The organism is Streptantibioticus cattleyicolor NRRL 8057 = DSM 46488 (assembly GCF_000240165.1).
Lineage (GTDB): Bacteria > Actinomycetota > Actinomycetes > Streptomycetales > Streptomycetaceae > Streptantibioticus > Streptantibioticus cattleyicolor.
In genome coordinates this window covers 171823-194918 of sequence record NC_017585.1, presented here as the reverse complement: position 1 = coordinate 194918, position 23096 = coordinate 171823, and the positions used below count along the sequence as shown (strand labels likewise).

General features: G+C 73.7%; 18 protein-coding genes and 1 pseudogene. 9 read left to right on the top strand and 10 right to left on the bottom strand.

The annotated features are described in order from the left end of the window. Positions 1 to 112 precede the first annotated feature (112 nt). The 3 genes from SCATT_RS28500 to SCATT_RS28490 are packed head-to-tail and all read left to right on the top strand — an operon-like array spanning position 113 to position 2536. Entirely contained in the window at positions 113 to 421 is a 309-nt protein-coding gene (locus tag SCATT_RS28500; RefSeq protein ID WP_014151954.1) for a PadR family transcriptional regulator, read from the top strand. After that, positions 418 to 1329, top strand: a complete 912-nt coding sequence (locus SCATT_RS28495) for a hypothetical protein (RefSeq protein WP_014151955.1) — start codon at positions 418 to 420, stop codon at positions 1327 to 1329. The genes SCATT_RS28500 and SCATT_RS28495 overlap by 4 nt, the downstream gene beginning before the upstream one ends. Next, positions 1319 to 2536, top strand: coding sequence for an alpha/beta hydrolase family protein (locus SCATT_RS28490; RefSeq protein ID WP_014151956.1), 1218 nt, complete (start codon positions 1319 to 1321; stop codon positions 2534 to 2536). The genes SCATT_RS28495 and SCATT_RS28490 overlap by 11 nt, the downstream gene beginning before the upstream one ends. A gap of 31 nt (positions 2537 to 2567) precedes the next feature. Here SCATT_RS28490 and SCATT_RS28485 read toward each other — a convergent pair whose 3' ends face one another. Further along, a complete protein-coding gene (locus SCATT_RS28485) occupies positions 2568 to 4547 on the bottom strand; it encodes an ABC transporter ATP-binding protein (protein WP_014151957.1) in 1980 nt (659 codons plus the stop codon). A gap of 499 nt (positions 4548 to 5046) precedes the next feature. On the opposite strand from SCATT_RS28485, the pseudogene gyrB reads away from it, so the two are divergent. From gyrB to SCATT_RS28470, 3 genes and pseudogenes are all read left to right on the top strand, one after another. Continuing rightward, a pseudogene (gyrB, locus tag SCATT_RS28480) lies at positions 5047 to 7093 on the top strand (DNA topoisomerase (ATP-hydrolyzing) subunit B). Positions 7094 to 7213: 120 nt separating this feature from the next. Continuing rightward, complete coding sequence (locus SCATT_RS28475; protein WP_014151959.1) at positions 7214 to 8089, top strand: DNA glycosylase AlkZ-like family protein; 876 nt, start codon at positions 7214 to 7216, stop codon at positions 8087 to 8089. A 32-nt stretch (positions 8090 to 8121) separates the two neighbouring features. Beyond that, entirely contained in the window at positions 8122 to 8796 is a 675-nt protein-coding gene (locus SCATT_RS28470; protein WP_014151960.1) for a class I SAM-dependent DNA methyltransferase, read from the top strand. Here the strand turns inward: SCATT_RS28470 and SCATT_RS28465 are convergent. The 6 genes from SCATT_RS28465 to SCATT_RS28440 form a co-directional block, all read right to left on the bottom strand. Continuing rightward, positions 8784 to 12398 carry a hypothetical protein gene (locus SCATT_RS28465; protein ID WP_014151961.1) on the bottom strand — a complete coding sequence of 1205 codons (3615 nt, stop codon included), beginning with the start codon at positions 12396 to 12398 and terminating at the stop codon, positions 8784 to 8786. The two genes, SCATT_RS28470 and SCATT_RS28465, sit on opposite strands and share 13 nt — an antisense overlap. A gap of 4 nt (positions 12399 to 12402) precedes the next feature. After that, positions 12403 to 13566 (bottom strand): hypothetical protein, encoded by a 1164-nt coding sequence (locus SCATT_RS28460; RefSeq protein WP_014151963.1) that lies wholly within the window; start codon positions 13564 to 13566, stop codon positions 12403 to 12405. Positions 13567 to 14185: 619 nt separating this feature from the next. Continuing rightward, positions 14186 to 15214, bottom strand: coding sequence for a polyprenyl synthetase family protein (locus tag SCATT_RS28455; RefSeq protein WP_014151964.1), 1029 nt, complete (start codon positions 15212 to 15214; stop codon positions 14186 to 14188). Positions 15215 to 15217: 3 nt separating this feature from the next. Continuing rightward, entirely contained in the window at positions 15218 to 16594 is a 1377-nt protein-coding gene (locus SCATT_RS28450) for a hypothetical protein (protein ID WP_014151965.1), read from the bottom strand. Positions 16595 to 16670: 76 nt separating this feature from the next. Then, entirely contained in the window at positions 16671 to 17042 is a 372-nt protein-coding gene (locus tag SCATT_RS28445) for a hypothetical protein (protein ID WP_014626722.1), read from the bottom strand. 32 nt (positions 17043 to 17074) lie between these two features. Next, positions 17075 to 17437 carry a hypothetical protein gene (locus tag SCATT_RS28440; protein WP_014151967.1) on the bottom strand — a complete coding sequence of 121 codons (363 nt, stop codon included), beginning with the start codon at positions 17435 to 17437 and terminating at the stop codon, positions 17075 to 17077. A 276-nt stretch (positions 17438 to 17713) separates the two neighbouring features. On the opposite strand from SCATT_RS28440, the gene cpt reads away from it, so the two are divergent. Next, entirely contained in the window at positions 17714 to 18235 is a 522-nt protein-coding gene (cpt, locus tag SCATT_RS28435; protein ID WP_014626721.1) for a chloramphenicol phosphotransferase CPT, read from the top strand. A gap of 239 nt (positions 18236 to 18474) precedes the next feature. Here cpt and SCATT_RS28430 read toward each other — a convergent pair whose 3' ends face one another. After that, positions 18475 to 19191: a YqeB family protein gene (locus tag SCATT_RS28430; RefSeq protein WP_014151969.1), complete on the bottom strand. Its 717-nt coding sequence runs from the start codon at positions 19189 to 19191 to the stop codon at positions 18475 to 18477. A gap of 111 nt (positions 19192 to 19302) precedes the next feature. On the opposite strand from SCATT_RS28430, the gene SCATT_RS28425 reads away from it, so the two are divergent. Further along, positions 19303 to 19968 (top strand): TetR/AcrR family transcriptional regulator, encoded by a 666-nt coding sequence (locus SCATT_RS28425; RefSeq protein ID WP_014151970.1) that lies wholly within the window; start codon positions 19303 to 19305, stop codon positions 19966 to 19968. Between the two features lie 99 nt (positions 19969 to 20067). Continuing rightward, positions 20068 to 20955 (top strand): GlxA family transcriptional regulator, encoded by an 888-nt coding sequence (locus SCATT_RS28420; RefSeq protein ID WP_014151971.1) that lies wholly within the window; start codon positions 20068 to 20070, stop codon positions 20953 to 20955. A gap of 7 nt (positions 20956 to 20962) precedes the next feature. On the opposite strand, the gene SCATT_RS28415 is transcribed toward SCATT_RS28420, so the two are convergent. After that, positions 20963 to 22048 (bottom strand): fatty acid desaturase family protein, encoded by a 1086-nt coding sequence (locus SCATT_RS28415; RefSeq protein ID WP_014151972.1) that lies wholly within the window; start codon positions 22046 to 22048, stop codon positions 20963 to 20965. Between the two features lie 151 nt (positions 22049 to 22199). Then, positions 22200 to 23087, bottom strand: a complete 888-nt coding sequence (locus SCATT_RS28410) for a PaaX family transcriptional regulator (RefSeq protein WP_014151973.1) — start codon at positions 23085 to 23087, stop codon at positions 22200 to 22202. Between the last annotated feature and the right edge of the window lie 9 nt (positions 23088 to 23096).

Sequence of the window (23096 nt, the reverse complement as noted above, 5' to 3'; positions counted from 1 at the left end):
GAAGGCCGCCCCGAAAAGGCCGTCGGACCTCCGACGGCCTTCACTACTTCGCTTGCCGATACATCGCCCCACGATATAGCGTCGACGCCAACACCGAGGAGAGGGGCGGGCGTTGACGTCGGAGAGCGATCCGGTCGTGCTGGTGCTGGCCAGCCTGGCCGAAGGGCCCAAACACGGGTACGCGATCACCCGGGACATCGCCGAGACGGTCGCCGTCACCCTGGGGCCGGGCACCCTGTACGGGGTGCTGACACGGCTGGAGGGGGACGGACTGATCGAGGCGCTGCCCGCCGAGGGCCGCCGCCGGCCGTACCGCATCACCGCGGCCGGACAGCGGGTCCTGGCCGAGCAGGTACGGCAGATGCGCCGGATCGCCGACCTGGGACTGCGGCGGCTCGGCGCGGCGGGGGCCGGGGCATGACCACGACACCCCCGCCCGAGACCGAACCCGCCCCGACCCTCGCCACCAGGGCGCTGGTCGCCCTGTACCCGCCGGCCTGGCGGGCCCGCTACGCCACCGAGTTCGCCGCGCTGCTGGCCGACACCCCGGTCGGCGCGCGGACGGTGGCCGACGTCGCGGCCGGCGCCGCCGGAGCGTGGGCGCGCCCCGCGGCACACCTGCACGACCGGCCGGCCCGGCTGCGGACGACGGCGGCCGTGGTGCTCTGCGGCTGGACCGCGCTGGCGGCCGGGACGGTGCTCTTCACCAAGGTCACCGGCGACGGCGCGCTCCTCCTCGCCGACCCCGCGCATCCGGGCGCGAGCCGCTGGTACGACGTCGCCACCCTGGCGGCGAGCGGATCGGCGGCCGTCATGGCGGCCGGCGGCCTTCCGCTGGCGGCGGCCATGCTGCGCGCGTCCCGGCGGACGCCCCAACACGGCCGTACCGTGCGGCTCCTCGCCGTCCCGGTCGTGGCGGCGCTCCTCTTCCTGGCCCTGGCCCGGGCCGTGACGGCGCTGGCCGCACCGGCGGCGCGGCCGGGCGACGGGATCGGCACCGGCTGGTTCCTGGCGCTGGCCGCCGGCGGCCTGGTGGTCGGCGCCGCCTGCGCCGCCGGCCCGGCGTCCGCCCTCACCCACAGCCACCCCGACCCTCGGTCACTCACCCACGCCATGATCGCCGGCGCCCTGGCCACCGCGCTGATGGCTATCGCCACAGCGAGCGCCCTCACCTCCCAACTCGCCTGGCCGGATGCCCCGTTGAACCCCACCGCGCTGACCGCGTACGCCGTCACCATGGGCATGGCGCTGGTCACCACGGCCACTTCGTGCGTCCGTGGTCTGCGTGCCGCCCGGCCGTCCGCGACGGGGGACGCACATGCGCACTGACCGGGGCCGGACCACCTGGCCGCGCCGTCTCCTGCGGGTGACCCTCGCCGTGCTCGCCGCGGTGCTCGTCACGGCCGGCGGTTACGCCGGTGTCGTGGCGGAACGGCACGAGCGGCCGGTCGCGCTACCCGCCCCCACCGGCCACTACCACGTCGGCCGGGCCATGTTCGAGTGGACCGACCGGCACCGCGCCGATCCGCTGGCCCCCCGGCCCGGCATGCCGCGCCAACTCTCCGTCTGGCTGTGGTATCCGGCGCCGCCGGACGCGCAGGGCCGGCCCGTTCCGTACGCGCCCGGTGCCTGGGGACAACTCCACTTCGGCGGACCCGCGACGATCGCCGAGACCGACTTCGACCTGGTGCGTCCGCACGCCCTCGACGGCGTGCCGGTGGCCGCCGGACGCTTCCCCGTCGTCGTACTCGAACCCGGACTCGGCTTCTCGGCGCCGCAATACACCACGATCGCCGAGAACCTGGCCGGCCACGGCTACCTCGTCGCCGGCGTCACGCCCACCTACAGCGCCAACCTGACCGTGCTGCACGGTCACACGGTCCGCGCCACCCCCGCGGGCGACCCCGGGGAGTCCGACATCACCGCCGTCGGTGACCGCCTGGTCGGGGTGTGGTCCGCCGACGCCAGGTTCGCCGCCGCCCAGGTCGCCGGGCTCGACGCGACCGGCCCGTTCGCCGGACACGTCGACCGCGCGCACACCGCCTACGTGGGGCACTCCCTCGGCGGCGCGGCCTCCCTCGAAGCCTGCCGCACCGACCCCCGCTGCGCCGCCGCCGCCGACCTCGACGGCGCGCAGTACGGGCCGGTCACCCGCACCGGCGTGGGCAGACCCGTGCTCGTCATGGGCTCCGAGAACTCCTGCGTGACCGGCACCTGCCGGCCGGCCACCGCCGCGGACGCCGCCGACCGGGCCGTGGCGCGCACCCTGCTCACCGCCGGCTCCGCCCCGGCCTGGGCCTACCAGATCGACGGCACCGCACACTTCAACTACAGCGACTACGGCGCCTACTACCTCGCCGCCCCGGTACGCGGTCTGCTCGCCCTCGGCCCCATCGACGGCTCCCTCGCCCTGACGATCACCAACGCCTACCTCACCGCCTTCCTCGACCACACCCTCCGGGCCACCCCGCAGCCCCTGCTCACCGGGGCCCTCCACCCCTTCCCGCAGGTGCGCGCCGAACGCGTCCCGCGCTGACCGCCGCCGCCGGCCCGGAGCCGGTGAGCGGTCACGGGGTGGCGGTCCGTCCGGGTACGGTGCGTTGCCGGGGCGCGGGCGAGCCGGCGTGGCCGGCCGACGGGGTGCCGTCCCCCCGGTCGTGCTGGTATTCCCACAGCGTGCGGAAGAGCCCGGGGCGGTCGAGGAGTTCGGCGAAGGTGCCGTGCTGGACGACGCCGCCCTTGTCGAGGACGAGGATGCGGTCGGCGACGGCGACGTTGGTCAGCCGGTGCGTGATCAGCACCACGGCACGGGTGGCGGCCAGCTCCCACAGCCCGGCGAAGATGCGGTGCTCGCCGAGCGGATCGAGGGCGGCGGTCGGCTCGTCCAGCACCACCAGCCCGGCCGGACGGTAGAACGCCCTGGTGAGCGCGATGCGTTGCCACTGGCCGCCGGAGAGTTCCTGGCCGCCGAGCCAGTCGCGCGCCAGCACCGTGTCCAGCCCCGAGCGCAGTTCGGCCACGACCTCGTCGGCCCCGGAGCGGGCGCAGGCGGCGTGGATGGCGGAGTCCCCCTCGCCGGTGGTCCGGCCCAGCGTGATGTTCTCCCGCGCGGTCAGCGGCCAGTGCGCGTACTCCTGCGGCACGAGGGCGACCTGGGACCACATCGCCCGCGGGTCCAACGCGTCGGTGGGCACCCCGTCCCACGTCACCGAGCCGCTCGTCGGCAGGTACAGGCCGCACAGCAGGTTCGCCAGGGTGGTCTTGCCGCTGCCGTTGTACCCGACCAGCGCCACCACCTCCCCGCGCCGCAGCGTGAACGACACCCCGGCGACCGCGTCCACGGCGGCCTCCTCGTACCGGAACACCACGTCCCGCACGACGATCTCCCGCGGCGCGGCCGGCACCACGGTGCCCCGGCGCATCCGGTAACCACCGGCCTCCTCCAGGAACGTCGACCAGTCGTCCATGTACAGACCGGTACGCATGATCCGCGCGCCACCGGCCACCAGCCCGCGCAACGCGGTGCCCACCGCCTGGAGCGCGAAGACCGCGGTGCCCGCGTGGCCGACGCTCAGCCGCCCGGTGGCCAGCAGCCACACCACCGCCGCCCACACCACGACCGACGCCACCCCGCCGCACACCGACCCCGCCAGCGACATCCGCGCCCCGGTGTCGGCGGCCCGCCGGTCGGCCCGGTTGATCCGCCCGGTGGTGCGCCGGTAACGCCCGGCCAGGAAGTCCGCCATCGTCCCGGCCCGCACCTGGTCGGCCGTACGGGCGTCGCACACGTGCCAGCGCAGGATCGACAGCAGCCGCAGATCGCCGTTGGAACGCAACCGCGCCAGATACCGCACCCGGGCGGCACCCACCTGCGCCACCGCCTGCGGCAGACTCGCCAGCACCAACAGCGGCAGCAGCAGCGGATGGACGGCGGTGAGCACGGCCGCGCCGGCGATCAGCGACGCCAGCGAGGCGATCAGGTCCTGCCCCTCGCCGACCAGGTCCTGCGCGACCTCGGCGCCCCGGTCGGCGGCCTCCTTGCGGTGGTTGAACCCCGGCGCGTTGTACGCCGCCAGCTCGACCTCCATCACCGCCTCCAGCAAGGCCAGTTCGGCCTCGCGGGACATCTGCGGGCCCAGCCGGGAGGAGAGCCACGACACCGTGATCCCCAGCCCGGCCCGTACCGCCGCCGCCCCGGCGAGCAGCGCCAGCGACGGCCACGCCGACCACAACCGCGCGTAGACCTCCCCACCGCGCAACAGCGCCGCCAGCGTCCCGCTCACCGCCAGCAGCCCCATCGCCTGCATCGCCCCGGAGAGCACCTGGCACGCCAGCAGCCCCGCCGCGGCCCACCGGTCCGTCGCCCAGGCCAGCACCACCGACCGGCGTACCAGCCGCGGCAGCCGGCGCGCCATGTCCACCAGGCGGATCTGCCGCCCGGCCCGCTCCCGGCTCCCGGTGCGGTCCACGAACCGCAACTCCTCCTCGCCGTCCGCCTGTTGACCGGCTCCGGCCCGCTGACCGTCTCGCTCACGCCGTCTGATCACGGAAGGTGGCCTCCTTCGTCGGCCGGCACCAACCCCGCACGGCTGTCACCACCCGCGGGGCTCGTCACGGCGCGGTCGATGGGTACAGGTGCTCTACCAAACCGCCACGCGAGCCTGCCCGTAACGGGTGAGCGGGGGCCAATTCCCGACCCGACGCGACCGGTGACCGGGGCGTGCTCGAAATAGTGCCTGTGGCGCCGTGCGACAAGGCACCGCCGAAGTCCCCGTGCGGCCGTCTGGCGCGTTTGCAGGGGTGCGGCGCAGAGGGGATCGACCGGCCGTGAACGAGCCCCTCGTGGGGGCGCATGGCGGGCTTCACGCCCGGTCGGGAGGGGGTGCCTTCGATATTCTGGACAGCGTTCCGGTAGCCGCTTGTTCCGGGGTCGCGCGAGCCCCGGGGCCTTGTCCGGGCTGCCGTTTTCCGTCCGCGCCAGCTGTCCGGCCGCTCCCGCACCGTGGTGCGGGAGCGTGGTCAGCCATGCCCGAAAGAGAGTGATCTGTGACCACTTACGGCACTCGCACCGCCCTCGGTACCCCTGACGTCCAGCAGGCCGGCGGGGGCGGGACGGCGTCGTACGACGCGAGCGCGATCACCGTCCTGGACGGTCTGGACGCCGTGCGGAAGCGGCCCGGCATGTACATCGGCTCCACCGGGTGAGCGGGGCCTCCACCACCTGGTGCAGGAACTCGTGGACAACTCCGTCGACGAGGCGCTGGCCGGGGTGGCCGACCGGATCGACGTGACGATCCTGGCCGACGGCGGCGTACGGGTGGCCGACAACGGCCGCGGCATCCCGGTGGGGACGCACCCGGTGGAGCAGCGGCCCGCCCTCGAGGTGGTACTCACCACGCTGCACGCGGGCGGCAAGTTCGGGGGCGGGGGGTACGCGGTCTCCGGCGGACTGCACGGCGTGGGCCTGTCGGTGGTCAACGCGCTGTCGACCCGGCTGTCGGCGGAGATCCGGACCGACGGCCACCGGTGGACCCAGGAGTACGAGAACGGCGCCCCCACCGCGCCGTTGACCCGCCACGAGGCCACCACCAGGACGGGCACCTCGCTCACGTTCTGGGCGGACGGCGGCATCTTCGAGACCACCACCTACTCCTTCGAGACGCTGGCCAGGCGTTTCCAGGAGATGGCGTTCCTCAACCGCGGGCTCACCCTGACCCTGACCGACGAACGGCCGTCCGCGCGGGCGACGGCCACCGCCGACGCGGCCGGCCCGGACACCGCCGGGGAAGGCGCGGCGCGGACGGTCTCCTACCGCTACGACGGCGGCATCACCGATTTCGTGGGCCACCTCAACGCCCGCAAGGGCGAGCCGGTCCACCCCTCGGTGATCTCCATCGCCGCCCAGGACTCCGGACGGCTGCTGTCGGCCGAGGTCGCCCTGCAGTGGAACGGCGGGTACACCGACAGCGTCCACTCCTACGCCAACGCCATCCACACCCACGAGGGCGGCACCCACGAGGAGGGCTTCCGCGCGGCGTTGACCACTGTCGTCAACCGCTACGCGCGGGAGAGGAGGCTGCTGCGGGAGAAGGACGCCAACCTCTCCGGCGAGGACGTCCGCGAGGGTCTGACCGCGATCATCTCGGTCAAGCTGGGCGAGCCGCAGTTCGAGGGGCAGACCAAGACGAAGCTCGGCAACACCGAGGCCCGTACCTTCGTGCAGAAGGTCGTGCACGAGCACCTGACCGACTGGTTCGACCGCAACCCGAACGAGGCGGCCGACATCGTGCGCAAGGCGATCCAGGCGGCCACCGCCCGGGTCGCGGCCCGCAAGGCGCGCGATCTGACCCGCCGCAAGGGCCTGTTGGAGTCCGCGGCGCTGCCGGGCAAGCTCGCCGACTGCCAGTCGAACGACCCGGCGCGGTCGGAGATCTTCATCGTCGAGGGCGACTCCGCCGGCGGTTCGGCCAAGTCCGGCCGCGACCCGCGGTACCAGGCGATCCTGCCCATCCGCGGCAAGATCCTCAACGTGGAGAAGGCCCGGATCGACAAGATCCTGCACAACCAGGAGATCCAGGCGATCATCTCCGCGTTCGGCACCGGCGTGCACGACGACTTCGACACCGCCAAGCTCCGCTACCACAAGATCATCCTGATGGCCGACGCCGACGTGGACGGCCAGCACATCAACACCCTGCTGCTGACCTTCCTGTTCCGCTTCATGCGCCCGCTGATCGAACGAGGCCACGTCTACCTCTCCCGCCCCCCGCTCTACAAGATCAAGTGGAGCCGCGACCACGTCGAATACGCCTACTCCGACCGCGACCGCGACACGGTCCTGGAACGGGGCCGGCGCGACGGCCACCGGGTCAAGGACGACTCCATCCAGCGCTTCAAGGGCCTCGGCGAGATGAACGCCGAGGAACTGCGCGTCACCACCATGGACCCCGCCCACCGGGTCCTCGGCCAGGTCACCCTCGACGACGCCGCCGTCGCCGACGCACTCTTCTCCGTCCTCATGGGCGAGGACGTCGAAGCCCGCCGCCACTTCATCCAGCACAACGCCAAGGACGTCCGGTTCCTCGACATCTGACGGCGCGGGGGCGCTTCGCCCGGCCGGGCGGCCTGCCCTGGTGGAGGACGCGCGGCCGCCGCCCGCCGCGAGCGAGGAGAAGGCGGTACCCGTCACGGGTGCGCCACGGAGTGAGCGGCCATGCCCGTGCTGAGCACACGCGCCCTGGGCCGCGCGACCCCGGCCCGCCAGTATCTGCTCGATCGCGCCGACGTACCGGTGCCGGAGGCGGTGGCCCAGTTGTGCGGAGTGCAGGCCCAGGCGCCGCAGGAACCCCCTCACCGGGCTGTGTCAAGGCTGCGGGCTTTCTCGCCGGACCGGCTCGACCATGCGCTGACCGGCCGGCAGGTGGTGCGGACGCACCTGACGCGGTGCACCGTCCACCTGGTCGCCTGGCGGGCCCGCCATGACGCGGCCGGCTACCGGGGGGAACTCGACGGCGTCGACCTCGACGAGGTGGCCGCGGCCGGCCGGGCGGTCATGGCCGACGACCGGCCCCGCTCCATGACCGAACTCGTCCGGGAAGGGCGGGACCGCTGGCCCGGCCCACCGGTCAGCGCCCTCGGCGAACTCCTCGTCGCCGCCCTGGTGCCGATGGCCCAACTGCCCCCGCGCGGACTGCGGAAGTCGCCGGCCGGGGTGCGGAACCTGACGCTGACCGCCACCACGGGCCGGCCGACGGCCACGTCGCGCGCGGCGGCGGCGAGCAGGCGGTCGCTCAGGGCGATGTGGGTCAGGGGCCAGTCGACGGCGGACGTTCCTCCGCGGTCGGCACGGTGGTGTCGCCGACCGCCTCCGCCGGCCGTGAGCAGACGGGCGTATGCCGCTTCGAGACCGGTGTGTCCATGGTTCCTCCGGGGCCAACGGGTCGTGGTGCGGCTCGGGTTGGCGGCGCCGCGCGCGGCGGCCCGGGCGCGGGCGAGGACGAGAGAGGGCCGGGACGACCTCGACGCCCGCTTCCCCGGGCTGCTCGGCCTCGCCGTCCCGCACGGACGTGAGGTGATCGCCGGCTGGTGACGCCACGGCGGCACCCTCTAAGGTCCTGCCTCGTGACCGAACCCTCCTCCTGCCTGCGCGAGACGGTGGACGCCTACGACGCCATCGCCGTCCGCTACGCCGCACTCGCCCGCGACGACCTCACCGGCCCCTCGCTCGACCGCGCGGTGCTCGCCGCGTTCGCCGACTACGTCACGGCCGACGGCCCCGGGCCCGTCGCCGAACTGGGCTGCGGCCCCGGCCCCGTCACGGCGCACCTGCGCGACCTCGGGCTGGACGTCTTCGGCGTCGACCTGTCGCCGGTGATGATCGATCTGGCCCGCGACACCTACCCGGACCTGCGGTTCGAGGTCGGATCGATGGACGCCCTCGACCTGGCCGACGGCACGCTGCGGGGCGTGGTGTCCTGGTACTCGGTGATCCACACCCCGCCGCGCGAACTGCCGCCGTACTTCGCCGAGTTCAAGCGGGTGCTCGCCCCCGGCGGCCACCTGCTGCTCGCCTTCTTCGAGTCGGAGGGCGAACCGGTCACGCCGTTCGACCACAAGGTGGTGACGGCGTACCGGTGGCCGATCGACGCGCTCGCGGAACTCGCCCGCGAGGCCGGGTTCGCCGAAACCGGCCGGATGCTGCGCGAGCCGCGCGAGGGCGAACGTTTCCGCCGGGGCCATCTGCTGATGCGGCTCGCCGGGGTAGCGGTCAACTCCGCCCCGGATCAGGTGAGTTGAGCGGCCGTCGTCGTCGCGCAGTCCTTGATGGCGTCCCAGATGCCCTCGCCCAGCGACGCGAAGAGCTTCTCCGGGTCGTCCTTGAGGTAGCCGGCGATGTCGGCCCACCTGGCGATCGGGAAGTGCTGGTCGAAGGCGAAGTGGACCAGGTGCACGTCGAGGAGGTAGGCGTCGCATCCCGCCGTCAGCGCCAGGTCGACGCCGGTGCCGTCGACGACGAGGTCGAACCCGCCCACCAGGTGGACGCCGACCAGGTTTCCGGCGGGCACCGGGATGCCCCCGAGGACGACGCCTCGCGCCACGGTGACGTCGAGGTCCAGCTCGATCCGGGCCTTGGCGCGCAGGCCGCCGCTGCCGAGGACGCAGCTCATCTCGCCGCGGAGGATCTCCAGCACGTCGACGCCGAGGGCGAAGGCGAAGCCGTCGTCGCCGAGGTGTGCTTCGACGGTGGCCGACACACCGAGCAGGTCGAGCCTGCCGGACAGGAGGAAGATCTTCGCCGGCAGGTGGCCGCCGCGGATGCCCCGGGTGTCGAGCAGGTACCGGGGGCCCTTCGTGCCGGTGGCGTCGGAGAACGTGAGGACGCCGGCGAGTTTCAGCGGCTGGGCGATGGCGCTGGAGGCGTACAGTCCCTCGTCGCCGATGTTGACCTCGAAGCGCCAGTTGTTGCCGAAGAAGTCGATGTCGCCCTTGGCGTAGAAGCCCTGCGGCCACTCCTCGTGGGTCGCCGGATCCGTCCAGCCGCCGGGGACGGTCACCACGCGGATCGCCAGCTCGTGGAGGACGATCTGCCGGAGGAAGCCGAGCCAGTCCGGTGCTGTGACGAGGACGGCGAGCATGTCCCACAGCGAGATGCCGGTGCCCTGGTGGACGGTGCCCAGGGCGAAGCGGAAGACGGTGACGAACGGCTCCGGTTCGAAGCCGCCTTCGATGTCCAGTTCCAGCGTGGCCTCGCCGATCACCACCGAGCCGCCTGCCCCCAGGGTCGGCCCGGCCTCCCCGGAGCCGATCTCCATGAAGAAGTCGTGGATGTCGAACCCCTCGACGCCGAAGGCGTTCTTCCAGGCGGGCCGGTCCTTGGCGGACGGTGCCGCGGTGAGCCCGGCGAGGCGGGCCGCGGTCCGGCGTACGGCGGGCGGTGCGGGGTCGGGCGGTCCGGGCAGCGGGGTGGGACCGGACGACCGCAGGGCGTAGGCGAGTTGACGGGTAACGGGCCGTCCGGCGACCGACTCCGCCGCGGACCCGGCGGGCTTGAGGACGAGGAACAGATGGAACCCGGCGCCCTTGAGCGCTCCTCCGGCGACGAACTGGAGCAGCGTCGCCGGGGCCGTGCCGACGCCGGGGACGGTGAAGTTCCACGAGGTCTGGAGGGAGACCTCCCTGGCGGCGGGCCGGATGGTGAGGATGAGGCCGCCGAACCCGGCGCGGGTCTTCTGCTCGGCGATGGACGCGGTGAACTCCGAGTTCTGCACGGGGGTGGTGAGCCGCGCCGTCAGATGGATGCCGGTGGTGTCCTGGAACAGCGCCCCGAGCGGTGCCAGCGGCCCGGTCAGTCCCAGTTCGGTGAAGAAGGTCAGGCCCTTGTCGAGCGTGGCGGGCAGGGTGTCGGGCGCGTCCTGCCCGCCGTCGACGGGGACGTCGTCGGCGGAGCTGACGGCCAGCCCGGACCTGGTGAAGGTGATGCCGTCGAGGAAGGCGAGGGCCGGCGCCCAGGACGACACCTTCCCCGGCGACCAGCTCCAGTCCCCTTGCGACAGCACGGCGGCGAACAGGGTGGCGCCCTCCGGCGTCCGGCCCGCCTTGCCGACGAAGGCCAGCTCGGTCCCGTCGAACCGCGCCGTGGTGGCGACCGCCAGCTCGTAGCTCCGCCCCCGGGCCGGCTGTCCGGCCAGCGCGTCGCCGAGGCGTACGGTCACCGCCGGACGCAGCAGGGAGACCTGCGGCAGTCCGTCCGGCAGTGGCACGTCGGCCCGGCAGGCGAGGGATGCCAGCAGTGCCGTCAGGTCGAGGTCGGGGAAGGCGCCGGTGAGTTGGAAGGCGCCGGGGATGTCCCAGGTCGCGGAGAATCTCACCGCCGAGCCGTCGCCGCCCTGGGCCGGGCCGACCTCGGCCGTGGCCGACAGGGTCCCGGTGGTCCGGGAGGGGCTGCCGCCGGGTGCCGTCGGGGCCTCGGGCCGTGCCGCCCCGTCGCCGTGGCGGGTGACCGTCAGCCCGGCCTCGGTGAGGCACACGCGGGCGGCGCCGATGTCGAGGTGCCAGTCGGAGGAGACGGTGGCGTCCACCTCGCAGGCGCCCTGCTTGGGGGTCGCGGTGCCGGAGAAGGCGGTGAGCGTCAGGTCGGGTGCGCCGGTGAGGTCGGCGTGCGGCAGGAAGTGCCGGAGTACGTCGGTGAGGCGGACCGGGGTGCTCTCGTCGAGGGTGAGCTGGAAGGTGCCGGGCGGTATCTCCGCGGTGGCGTGCAGGGTGATGTCACCGGTGACGGTGAAGTCGCCGTGGCCGGTGACGTGCGCGGTACGCGACGCCCGCAGCGGGTCGGTGACGGTCAGGGTGGCGCCGACCCCGGTCAGCGCGAGGTCGTCTCCGGCGATGGGCCACACCGTGCCGGGCGTGGTCTCGACGGTGGCGGTGACCTGGGTGAGCGCCGCCGCCAGACCGCCCTGGCCGAGCTTGGCGGGGTCGATGGCGGCGGACACCCCGGTGAGCCGGACGGCGTCACCGAGCGCGAAGCCCTCCTGGTCGACGAGGCGGTGGACGGCCGCCCCGGTGCCGTTCCAGGCGGCCAGGTCACCCGTGGCGAGCCGCCCGGGCAGCCGGTCGGCGGTGAGCACCACCGTCCCGCCCCCGGAGTCCGCCGGGGCGCTGACCGTGGCACCGGCGTCCTGCCCCAGGAACAGGTCGGCGGCGAGCCGCAGCCCGTAGACGACCGTGGGCCCCTCCGCCCCGCCACCGCGCGAACCGGCCCACAGGTGGAACGAGGCGGAGAACGCCTCCTCCGGCCGCCCCGCCGAGCGCAGCGTGATCTCGGTGCGGACCGTGTCCCCCGGGCCGGTCGCCGGGCGGCGCGCGATCGGACCGGTCAACGACAGCTCCCCGGGCCCGGGCCGGAGCAGCGTGACGAGGGTACCGAGCGGCGCCGGGTCGGCCACCTCGGCGGCGTGGAAGGTGACCCCGGCGTCGAGCGCCGGGTACGCCTGCCGGGCGGGCCGGGCCGCGGAGGTGAGCAGCAGCGCGGGCGGGGCGGGGAAGGCGAGGCCGGCCAGGTCGCTCCCGCCGGTCTCCGGGAACGAGGTGGCGAAGTCCCAGTCCGCCGGGAGGACGAGCGGCACGTAGAGCGTGGGCTCGTGGTCGACGGGGTCGACGCCGAACTCGATCCCGGTCACCGGCACTTCGGTGATGCCGAGGCCGGACACGGTGACGGTGCCGTGCACCACGACCGTCGCGTCGTGGTCCTCGCGACGCAGGCCGGTGACGGTGAGGGTGCCGTCGAGCCAGGTGCCGATCAGCGCGGCGGCGGGCCCGGTGCCGATGGCGTCGGCGGGGAGGGTGAGGACGTCCGCCCGGGTGCACCGGGTGTTCAGGGCCCGGAGTTCGTCGATGGTCATGCGGTCAGCCCCCGAGCTTGGCGCGGACGACCGTGCGGGCGTTGGTGGTGAGTTCCTTGGCGATGTCGGCGCGGTGCGCGTCGGCCGTCTGCTGGGTCCCCTCGACGATGCGGCGTTTGACCTCGTCCTTGTTGAGCACCTGGTTGATGGCCTTCTCCCACGGGCTGGATTCTTCGAGGCGGATGGTGACCTTCAGGTCCGGCGGGGCGATGGTGAGGGTGAGCGAGTCGAGGCCGATGGTGAGTTCGTCGGCATCGCGGCCGGTGAAGGAGACTCCGGCGGTGGCCGAGGGGCCCTCGACGGTCACGGTGATGGCACCGGTGATCGTGTCGTCGTCGTCCCGCGCGCCGTCCGCCGTGTCGGGGAAGGCGATGACGCCCGTGCCGGTGACGGTGAGCGGGGGAAGGGGCACCTTCCCGTCCCCGGGGAGCCGGCCGAGCCGCAGCGTCGCCGCGATGCCTTCTTCGGTGAGGCGGGCGTCCTCGACCGGGATCAGCACGTTGGAGATGCCGTTGACCGTGACGTCGTAGAAGGTGAGCTGCGCCTGGGCGACGCCGATGCGGTACGAGCCGAGGTCGATCCGCCCGACCCGGTACGGTTCGAGCACCGGGTCGGTGGCGCCCAGGACGACGGTGGGCGGGTAGAAGCCGGAGGCGGTGTCGTTGACGCAGGCCCGCAGCCGGTCGAAGAGGTAGACCTCCAACGGCCCGTACTTCGCGGGGAATCCCCGGTCGTCGGTGGGGAGCGCGCCGGGCGGGACGGCGCCGAGCACCCCGTCGAGCGCCTTGGCCAGCTGGTCGGTGACGGCGGCGGAGAGCCGGTCGCGCAGCGAGTCGTCGGTGAGGGCGTCGACGAGCTTGCCGGTGATCGCCTGGCCTGCCGGAGCGCTGTTGAAGGCATCGGTCGCCGCCTTCTTCCAGCCGTCGAGGGTGTACGGGTCGATGGTGGCGCCCTCGATGGTCAGTGACTTCTCGTCGAGGTGGAACACCGGCTGGGAGACGGCGGTGACCGACTCGACGGTCAGCCGCGCGGTGCGCTCCGCCCCGGTGCCCGCGGTCCCGGCGCGGAGCACCACGTCGAAGGCGAGATCGGTGGCGGTGGCGGTGAAGTGGCCGTGCCCTTCGATGCGTTGGCGTGGCCAGTCCACCCCGTCCAACCCGCTGACCACGACCTTCGTCGGCGGCTTCAGGCCGTCGCCGGCCGACGCGCCGTCCCCCGGGGTCGTCGATCACCACGACGTACTGCACCAGGCTGTAGGTGCCGTCGATGGTGATCCGCGGTCGCAACCCGTGCGTGTCGTACACGGCGGTGGTGACCCGGATCGTGCCGCGGTAGCCGTCCTCGGTGGGGGTCAGGTCGCGCAGGTCGCCGACCGAGGCGTTGGCCAGGCCCTCGACGGTGACGGCGGTCAGCGTCAGCGCGGGGTAGGGGTGGTCGGCGTCGCGCTGGCTGGTGAAGGCGTCGAGGTCGTCGGGGAGATCGGGGACGCCCTGGTCCTTGGCGTTGTCGAAGGCGTTGCCGACGAAGATCCACCACGAGTCGCTGATGGTGTCGCCGATGGTGGCGCCCTCGTCGCCGGCGAGCGCGCCGATGTCCCAGGTGTCGACGGCCAGCGGATCGAGCGCCTGGCCGTCGGGGGTGCGGACGTCCTTCAGGACGGTGGGGAGCCAGTAGCGGCCGGCGGGATCGTTGACGCGCTTGAGCATGGTGGCGTAGATGAAGTCGAGCAGCTTGGTGGCCACGGACCTCTCCTTGTCTCGTCGGGCGGGGACGCGCTGCCTGACCGCTCAGACGCCGCGGTCCACGATGTGCAGGGCCAGGTCCTCCAGGGCGTAGCGGTAACGGCCGGCCGGGAACGGACGCAGCAGCTCGACGGCCTCCAGGACCTGGGTGCGGGCGTCGGTGTAGGCGCGGGAGAATCCGGTGCCGCCGCGGACCTTGGCGAGGACGCGGTCCAGCACCCCGGGCGCGACGGGTTCACCGCGCATGATCCGGCTGACCGCGTGGTCGGGTCCCCACTCCCGCATGGCGTAGATCAGCGGCAGCGAGGCGCGGCGGCGCAGTAGGTCCATGCCGCGCGGCTTGCCGGACGCCGACTCGTCCTGGGCGAGGTCGAACAGGTCGTCCATGACCTGGAGGGCGCGCCCGATCCGGCGGCCGTAGAAACCGGCCCGGCGGGCGTCCCCGGTGTGGCCGTCGGCCAGGGTCACCCCGGCCTCGGCCGCCAGGCCGAAGAGCGCCGCGGTCTTGCGGTCGGCGGTGCGCCAGTAGGTCTCCGCCAGGCGTACCGGGTCCTCGGTGAGGTCGGTGCGCAGTTCGTCCAGTTCCCCGCAGCCGATCTGGAAGGCGGTGTCCAGGACGAGTTCGACCAGGCCCATGTCGCTGTCCCGGTCGATCGCGCGGACGAAGCCGCGGATGGCCTGGACGAACTGGAGGTCGCCGACGAGGACCGCGGTCCCGGTGCCCCGGGCGGCGTTGACCGAGGGCAGCCCGCGGCGCAGGGCGGAGCCGTCCACGATGTCGTCGTGGATCAACGTCGCCACGTGCAGCATCTCCAGCGAGACGGCGCCCTGGAGCACCTTGTCCGGCAGCGGGGCGGCGCCGTGCACCATGCGCGCGGCGAGCAGCAGGACGGCGGGGCGCAGGCGTTTGCCGTGCCGGTACAGGGCCCGCTCGCCGTCGGTGAGGTACTCCCGCTGCGGGGCGAGCGCCTGCTCCAGGAACGCCTCGAAGCGGGGCAGGTCGTCGGCGAGCAGGTCCGTCCACAGCGCGCCGGTGACGTCCTCGGCGGGGGCGGTGGTGTCGAGGATGAGCACCGGTCAGGACCGCCCGAGGCGCGGGTGGGCGTATCCGGACATCCCGGTACAGGCGGCGTGGCGGACGGTCTCGGCGACCGCGTCGCGCAGCAGGTGGCGGACGAACCGCATGGCGGCGAGCCGTTCGCGGGCCACGTCGGCGGCGGCGCCCCGCCACTGTCCGTCGTCGATCTCCAGGGCGAGGTGCGGCAGTTCCACCGTCACGTCCGCCGGGGTGCCGTCCGGGTCGAGGTGGGTGGTGACGCGGATGTCCGTCAGCCGCGCGGTGCACGCGCCGGTGTGCAGGGTGTCGGTGGCGGGCGGGGCCTGCTGGGCTTCCTCGTGGTAGGCGGCGGCGCCGATCTCCTGGATGATGGCGCGGTCCTCATCGGAGTGGGCGATCCAGTCGGGCCGGTGTCCCTCGGGCGCCGCCTGCGCGGTGTCGTGGGCGAGCAGGGCGAGTCCGTCGTAGCGGGCCATCTCGGCGGCGCAGACCGAGGGCAGCTCCCCGGAGTGCCGGTCGATGGCCGCGTAGACGTTCTCCTGGGTCATCGGGGTGGTCTGCGTGTCGTCGTTCCCGGTCTGCTGGACCGCCTTGGAGAACCGCTCGGAGGCTTCGGCGGCCTTGCGGAAGCGGTCGGCCTTGTCGGGGTCCTTCGCCGCGATGCGGCCGGCCTCGGTGCTGAGCGTGGTGACCACCGTGGTGCGCTGGCGCCAGGCGTGCAGGTTGTAGGCGACGCCCTCCTGCGGGTCCTGCCAGTCGTTGACCGGCGGCCGGCCGTCGGTGGTGTCCGGGTCGGTGGCGCCGTAGGTGTGTTCCGACATCCGCTGGGTGATGCCCTTCTCGGCCCACTTCTTGCGCAGCGCGCGGCAGGTCGCGGAGGTGCCGTCGAAGACGTCGAAGTAGCTCTCGTTGTGGGTGCCGTACTCGATGAGGACCTGGCGGCCGTTCTCGGTCTTCATCAGCTTCGTGCGGTGGGCGTCGGCGCGGTCGGTCCACCGGCGGACGGTGTCGTCGTCCGGGTGGCGGGGCGCGACCGCGCGGGCACCGGCGGGCAGCGTGGGCTGCCGGGCCTCCTGGGAGAGCGGGCGCAGGTTTCCTGCGGTGTCGATCTCGCGGATCTCGTCGGGCCGGGCGTCCAGGGCGTAGCGGCCGGTGAGGAGGAGCGCCGGGATGCGGTGGGTGACGCGGCGCACCCCGTCGCGGGTCTCCTCGGCGACGGCTTCCGGCCGGCCCTCGGGACGCACCTGGAGCGCGCCGAGGCGGAAGCTGAGGGAACCGGTGGGGTAGCCGAGGGTGTCGGGCATCTCGACGTTGCGGGCGAGGGGGTAGCCGGGGGTGTCGGCGAGGTGGAGCGTCTCGGCCGCGTCGCCGGACCGCGGGGGCTGGGGCGTGCTCAACGGGTCTCCCGGAGTGGTCGGTTGGCAGGGGTGCGGCGCGCGCGGCGGGGCCGGCGCGACCGGGGGCGGGGTGGTGTCAGGAGACCGTGAAGGCGCCGCTGACCATGAACATCCCGTCGTGGGAACCGAGTTCGGGGGAGGTCAGCTTCACGGACACGGTCTGCCCCGCGACGGTGATCTCGGTGCCCAGCGGTTTGCTGAGCGGGATGTCGGCGGTCTTGACGCCTTCGAGGTTGTCCTTGACGACTTTGGGGGCGGCCAGCGCCAGCAGGTTGGCGAGCCCGGCGAGCACGGCGGCCCCCGCCGACTTGGGCACCATGGCGACCGAGTTGAGGACGATCTTCTCCAGCGTCGTGGTCAGGGCGGTGTCGGACAGGCCGGTGGCCTTGAACGTGACGTTGGGGACGGGCGGGCCGAGGACGACCTCGAAGTCGATCACTGCGTCCACTGCTGCACAACTCCCTTGGCTCACGGGCGGGTTCAGGACTCCTGGGACGCCTTGAACAGGGCGCACCCCTTGCCGGGGCCGGGGCTGAACAGGTCGAGCCCCACCGCCCAGGGGATGTCGAAGTCGGCGGAGACCGAGGTCGGGTCGTCCGCGTCGACCGTGACGTTGCTCGCCCCCTGGAACGTCGCCTCCCACCACACCCTGCCGAGCGCGTTGCCCTTGTCGTCCTTGGCGAGCGACGTGCCGCGCCACTGGTCGAGGGCGCCTTGCAGCAGGCGGGCGAGGAGGTCGCGGCCGACCAGCAGGAAGACCTGCTGGTCCGAGGGCCAGTCGGCATCGGACCCGGCGGAGGCACCGGCGGTCGCGGCCGGGGCGGTGCTCGCGGTGGCCGCCACGACCAGATGCGTCCCGGTGACGTCCAGGAGGACGGGGGTGAGCGTGACGCTGCGGCCGAAATCATCGGACGACGCGGTGGGCCGCTCAAGACCGCACCGGAATACCCGGCGATTTCACGCCGCGCGCCACACCACCGTGCGAAGGCGGCCCCGCGGCCGGATCCGCGCCCCGCACACGGCACGGGACACCGAGGGGCGGCAAAGGCGGTCGGGGTGCCGGAAATTCACTTCGCCACGGCCGGGCGCGCGCCCTACGGTGGCCCGGTGACGCTTCGGATGATCATCCTCAACGGTGGTTCCAGCTCCGGGAAGACCGGGATCGTACGGTGCCTCCAGGCCGTACTGCCCGATCCATGGCCGGCGTTGGGGTGCGACTCGTTCGTGGACGTGCTGCCCGCCACGATGCGGGGGTCCCAGGAGGGCATCGGGTTCACGGCGGACGGCGGGGTGGACGTCGGGCCGGGGTTCCTGGCGCTGGAGGCGGCCTGGCGGCAGGGCGTCGTGGCGATGGCCCGGGCCGGTGCCAGGATCGTCGTCGACGACGTCTTCCTCGGCGGGGCACGGTCCCGGCAACGGTGGCACGAGGCGCTGGACGGCCTGCCCGCACTGTGGGTCGGCGTCCGGTGCGCGCGTTCGGCCGCCGCCGACCGCGAGATCGCGCGGGGCGACCGCGTCCCGGGGATGGCCGCCGCCCAGGCCGACCTGGTGCACCAGGGCGTCCGCTACGACCTGGAGGTGGACACCACGCACACCGGGCCCATGGCGTGCGCCCGGGCCATCGCCGCCCGCCTGCGCTGACGTCCGGGAACGAGGCGGCGGCCGTGCCGCTCCCGGAGCGATCCCCGCGGTCGGGACCCGCGTCCCCCCGGCCGCGGTCAGGCGGCGGGCCCCGGCCCCGCCTCGGATCGGGCTGTGGCCGGGGCCGGCCCTCGCCCTCCGCCTCAGCCCGGCTCGCCATGCGAGGCTCGGGTTCCGCCTCGCTCCGGCTGCGGCCGGGGCCCGGCCCTCGTCCCTCGGACCGACCCCCGACCTCCGCCTCAGCTCGGCTCACCCTCGGCTCGGAGGGGCCGCCAGTACTGTCGCCGCTTCTCGTCCCGCACGACGACACCGAGCCGGGCCAGTTCGTCGCGGAGTTCGCCGGCCTCGTCGGCGGTGGGACCCTTCTTGTCCAGCGCCGTCTGGCGGGCCTTGAGCAGGGCGTCGGCTCCCGCGGGGAGCCCCGGCGTGCCGGGGACCCAGCGGCGGAACCGGTCGCCGTGGGGATCGGACTTCGCCCAGCGGTAGCCGTGCGCGGCGAAGGCATCGGCGACCCGGTTGGCGTCGATGTCGCAGGCCTGCCGGGCGAGTTCACCGCCGTCGTGGCCGAGCAGCACCAGGTCCTTGCCGTCCCGGAACACCGTGGCGACGGCGTCCCGGGCGAACCCGTGCTGCCTGCCCTTGCGGCTCAGGACGACGTGGTCACCGGTGAGGCGGATCACCAACTGCTCGTGCCGGGCGACCAGTCCGAGCGCCAGCCCGGCCACCGCGCCGACGGCGTACAGCACGGGTGCGGGCAGGGCCGCGACGAGCCGGGCCGGGCCCTGCATCGGGGCCCACGGCAGCGTCACCAGCCAGTGGGCCAGCGGCCCCAGCAACCGGCCGGTACCCGCCCCCACCAGCGCGAAGACCACGCAGACGCACACGCTGCCCCAGCCCGGTGCGCCGAGCACGGTGAGCCGGCCGTCGTCGCGGCCCCGTACCGGGGTTGTCTCCATGGGCATCTCTCCCCCTCCACTCCAGCCGTCCCCGCAATAATAGACCGAGCGCTCGGTCTATTATTGAGCCCGGAGGCCGGACGAGCCGGAGCCGGCCCGAAGGAGGCCAACGTGAGGACAGTCGACCCCGGCAGACACCGGGCGCGGCGCAGGCAGATCGTCGACGCCGCGGCCGGGCTCTTCGCCGCCAAGGGCTTCGAACGCACCACCACGGCGGAGATCTGCAAGGCGGCCGGGACGAGCACGGGCAACCTGTTCCACTACTTCCCCAACAAGCGCGCCATCTTCCACGCCGTCCTCGAGGAGGACGAGGCCGACGGCGCCGGCAAGGCACAGCGCCTCGCCGCCGCCCGCACCGCCGACGACCCGTGGACCGCGCTGCTGGAGACCGTGGACCTCCTCGCCGCCCCCGCCACCCGGCCGTCGGTCCCGGCCCTCGTCATGGAGGCGATGGTCCAGGCGTACCGCGACCCCGACCTGGCGGCGCTGCTGAGCCGGGCGAACGACGAGGAGCGGTCCACCCTCACCACCGTGCTGCGGAACGCCGTCGTGGCCGGGCAGATCGACCCCGGCCTCGACCCGGAGGCCACCGCCGCCTGGGTCCAGGCGCTCATCGGCGCCCTCTACACCACCGCCGCCACCGACCCGTCCTTCGACCCGGCCGCCCAACTCCCCACCCTGCGCCTGATCCTCCAGCGCTTCCTGCGCCCCGCCGCCACCTCCGGTCCCCGGCGCGGAAAGGGGGACCGCTCCCCGGACGATTCCCCCGGCGACTGAGCCGAGGGGGCCTCACGCCCCGGCCGGGCCGGCACCGGCCCCCTCGACCGGATCGTCGACGAGAACTCCAACCCGTTCGAACTCGGCTGCGCCACCGAGGTGTTCGGCCTGCGCCGACCGGAGATCGGCCGCGACCTGTACGACTTCTGCCTCTGCTCGCCCGAGCCGAGCACGTCGATGCGGGACGGCTTCTTCGCCCTGAGCGGCGTCCGCGGCCTCGACGCGGCCGACCGCGCGGACACCGTCATCGTCCCCAACCGCCCCGATGTGCACGTGCCCCGCCGAGGCGCCGTCCTCGACGCCATCCGGCGGGCGCACGCGCGGGGCGCGCGGCTGGTCGGCTTCTGCAGCGGTGCCTTCACCCTCGCCGAGGCCGGGGTCCTCGACGGACGGCGGGCCACCGCGCACTGGCAGTGGGCGGACGCCTTCCGGGCCCGTTTCCCCGCCGTCCGGCTGGCGGAGGACGTGCTGTTCGTGGACGACGGCGACATCCTCACCGCCGCGGGCAGCGCCGCCGCGCTCGACCTGGGGCTGCACATCGTCCGCCGCGACCACGGCGCGGAGATCGCCAACGCCGTCAGCCGGCGCCTGGTCTTCGCGGCCCACCGGGACGGCGGACAACGGCAGTTCATCGAACGCCCCGTGCCCGACATCCCGGACGAATCCCTCGCGCCCGTGCTCGCCTGGGCACAGCGGCGGCTGGACACACCACTGACGGTCGACGACCTCGCCGCGCGCGCCGCCGTCAGCCGCGCGACCCTGCACCGCCGCTTCCGTTCCCAACTCGGCACGACCCCTCTCGCGTGGCTGACGGGAGAACGCCTCACCCTGGCCTGCCGGCTGATCGAACGGGGTGAGTCACGCGTCGACGTGGTGGCCCGGCGCAGCGGCCTGGGCACCGCCGCCCACCTGCGCACCGTGATGCGCCGCGGGACGGGGCTGACGCCGTCGGAATACCGGCGCCGGTTCGGACCGGGGACGGTGTGACGCCCGGTCACCGCCGTGCGGACGCCTTGCGCTGCCGCCGGATCGGTTCGCCCACCCGGTGCAGGTGGGTGAGGGCTTCGCGGTACGACTGGATCGGTCCGGTCTCGTGGTAGGGAACGCCGATCTCCGCGCAGTAGTCGCGGACGATGACGTGGGCGCGGCGCAGGTGGGGGGTGGGCATGCTGGGGAACAGGTGGTGCTCGATCTGGTAGTTGAGGCCGCCGAGCACGACGTCGGTGAGTCGGCCGCCGCGCACGTTGCGGGAGGTGAGCACCTGGCGCCGCAGGAAGTCGGGGCGTTCGTCGCCGGTGAACGTGGGCATGCCCTTGTGGTTCGGCGCGAAGGTGCAGCCGAGGTAGACACCGAACAGGCACTGGTGCACGGCGAGGAACGCGACCGCCTTGCCGGGGGAGAGCACCAGGAAGAGCGCGCAGAGGTATCCCGCGATGTGCGCGCCGAGCAGGGCGCCCTCCAGCAGCCGGTGCTTCATGGCCGGCGAACGCAGCGCCCGCACGCTCGACAGGTGCAGGTTGAAGCCCTCCAGCGTGAGCAGCGGGAAGAACAGCGACGCCTGGTGGCCGCCGATGAAGCGGGGCAGGCCGCGGCTGACCCGGGCCTGTTCGGTGGACCACACCAGGATGTCCGGGACGACGTCGGGGTCGAGCTGCTCGTGGTTGGGGTTGGCGTGGTGGCGGGTGTGCTTGTTCATCCACCAGCCGTAGCTCATGCCGATCCCCAGGTTGCCGAAGAGCCGGCCCCACGTCTCGCTCGGCCGCCGGCGCCGGAAGACCTGCCGGTGCGCCAGGTCGTGCGCGACCAACGCCATCTGGCTGAACACCACGGCCAGGAAGGCGGCGACCGCCAGCTGCCACCAGGAGTCGCCGAGCGCGAAGAAGGCACCCCACCCCGCCGCCAGCGACGCGATGACCACAGCGAGCCGTGCGGTGTAGTAACCGGGACGCCGATCCAGCAGCCCCGCGTCCGTGATGCGCCGGGACAGCCGGGCGAAGTCGCTGCCGGCCCCGGAGCCGGACGTACGGGTGGGGACGGCGGGCGTTCCCGCCAGGAGGGGAACCTCGGTGGAAATCGTCATGCCGTCGAGTCTCCCGGCCCCGGCACGGCGACAACAGCCTGCCAGTCACCGGGACCGGCGGGGGGCTGTCCCCACCCCGCCGTTGGGGCGGCCCCCCGGCCCACCCCACTGGCCTGGGCACTGTCCCGCCTCCGGCGGCGGCACCCGGGGTTCAGCCGTGGATCACGGACAGGGCGTGCTCGCGCGCGGGCGCCCGCAACGCGGTGTTCAGCTCGGCGAAGAGCGCCCCCGCCGTGACCCCGTTCCACCCCGGCGGCAGCAGGGCCAGCGGGAGGCCGGGGTCGCGGTAGGGCAGCCGCCGCCACTGGGTGAGCATGGGCACGTACGCGCGGAACGCCTCGGCCGGGGTCGTCCGGCCGGCCGCGACGGTGTCGAGCAGGGGACGGTGGGCGCGCAGGAAGTCCGCGTACAGTCCGGTGAGTTCGTCCAGGTCCCACCAGGCGGCGACCTTGGCGCGCAGGTCGCCGAAGGCGACGTGGTCGCCGGTGAAGATGTCGACGTACCCGGCGAGCCCCCGGCGTTCCAGGGTGCGCCGCGTCTCGGTGGCCAGGTTTCCCGGGGCGACCCACACCCCGGGTGCCGCGGTGCCGAACCCCAACCGCGTCAGGGCGGTGCGCAGTTCGTGGCGCTTGTCGCGTTCGGACTCGGGCACCGAGAAGACGACCACGAGCCAGCCGTCGTCGGTGGTGGCCCGGGTGCGTTCGAAGATGCGCACGTCCCCCTCGGCGAGGGTTTCCAGGGTCGGCTCCGCGAGGCGGTAGCCCGCGGCGCCCCCGCGGCGTTCGCCGTGGATCACACCACGGCGCTTCAGCCGCCATATCGCGGACCGTACCGCCTGGCCCTCCACGCCGAGGTCGGCCATGAGGCGCACCACCGAGGCGACGGAGAGCCAGTTGTGCTCGCCGCGCGCGTACAGGCCGAGGACGGTGAGGATCAGCGGGCCGAGGCGGGTGTCACGGCCCGGCCGGGGCCGCGTCCCCGCGGCGGCCACCACGACGTCCAGTGCCCTGTTCTCCTTCGGGGACGGCAGGGTGTCCATGCCGCAACC

Bases quoted from the DNA above. Each gene is read 5' to 3' on its own strand.
- SCATT_RS28465 (WP_014151961.1), bottom strand. From the start codon at position 12,398: ATGACCATCGACGAACTCCGGGCCCTGAACACCCGGTGCACCCGGGCG.
- SCATT_RS28475 (WP_014151959.1), top strand. From the start codon at position 7,214: ATGCCCGTGCTGAGCACACGCGCCCTGGGCCGCGCGACCCCGGCCCGC.
- SCATT_RS28410 (WP_014151973.1), bottom strand. From the start codon at position 23,087: ATGGACACCCTGCCGTCCCCGAAGGAGAACAGGGCACTGGACGTCGTG.
- SCATT_RS28490 (WP_014151956.1), top strand. From the start codon at position 1,319: ATGCGCACTGACCGGGGCCGGACCACCTGGCCGCGCCGTCTCCTGCGG.
- SCATT_RS28495 (WP_014151955.1), top strand. From the start codon at position 418: ATGACCACGACACCCCCGCCCGAGACCGAACCCGCCCCGACCCTCGCC.
- SCATT_RS28430 (WP_014151969.1), bottom strand. From the start codon at position 19,191: ATGGAGACAACCCCGGTACGGGGCCGCGACGACGGCCGGCTCACCGTG.
- SCATT_RS28415 (WP_014151972.1), bottom strand. From the start codon at position 22,048: ATGACGATTTCCACCGAGGTTCCCCTCCTGGCGGGAACGCCCGCCGTC.
- cpt (WP_014626721.1), top strand. From the start codon at position 17,714: ATGATCATCCTCAACGGTGGTTCCAGCTCCGGGAAGACCGGGATCGTA.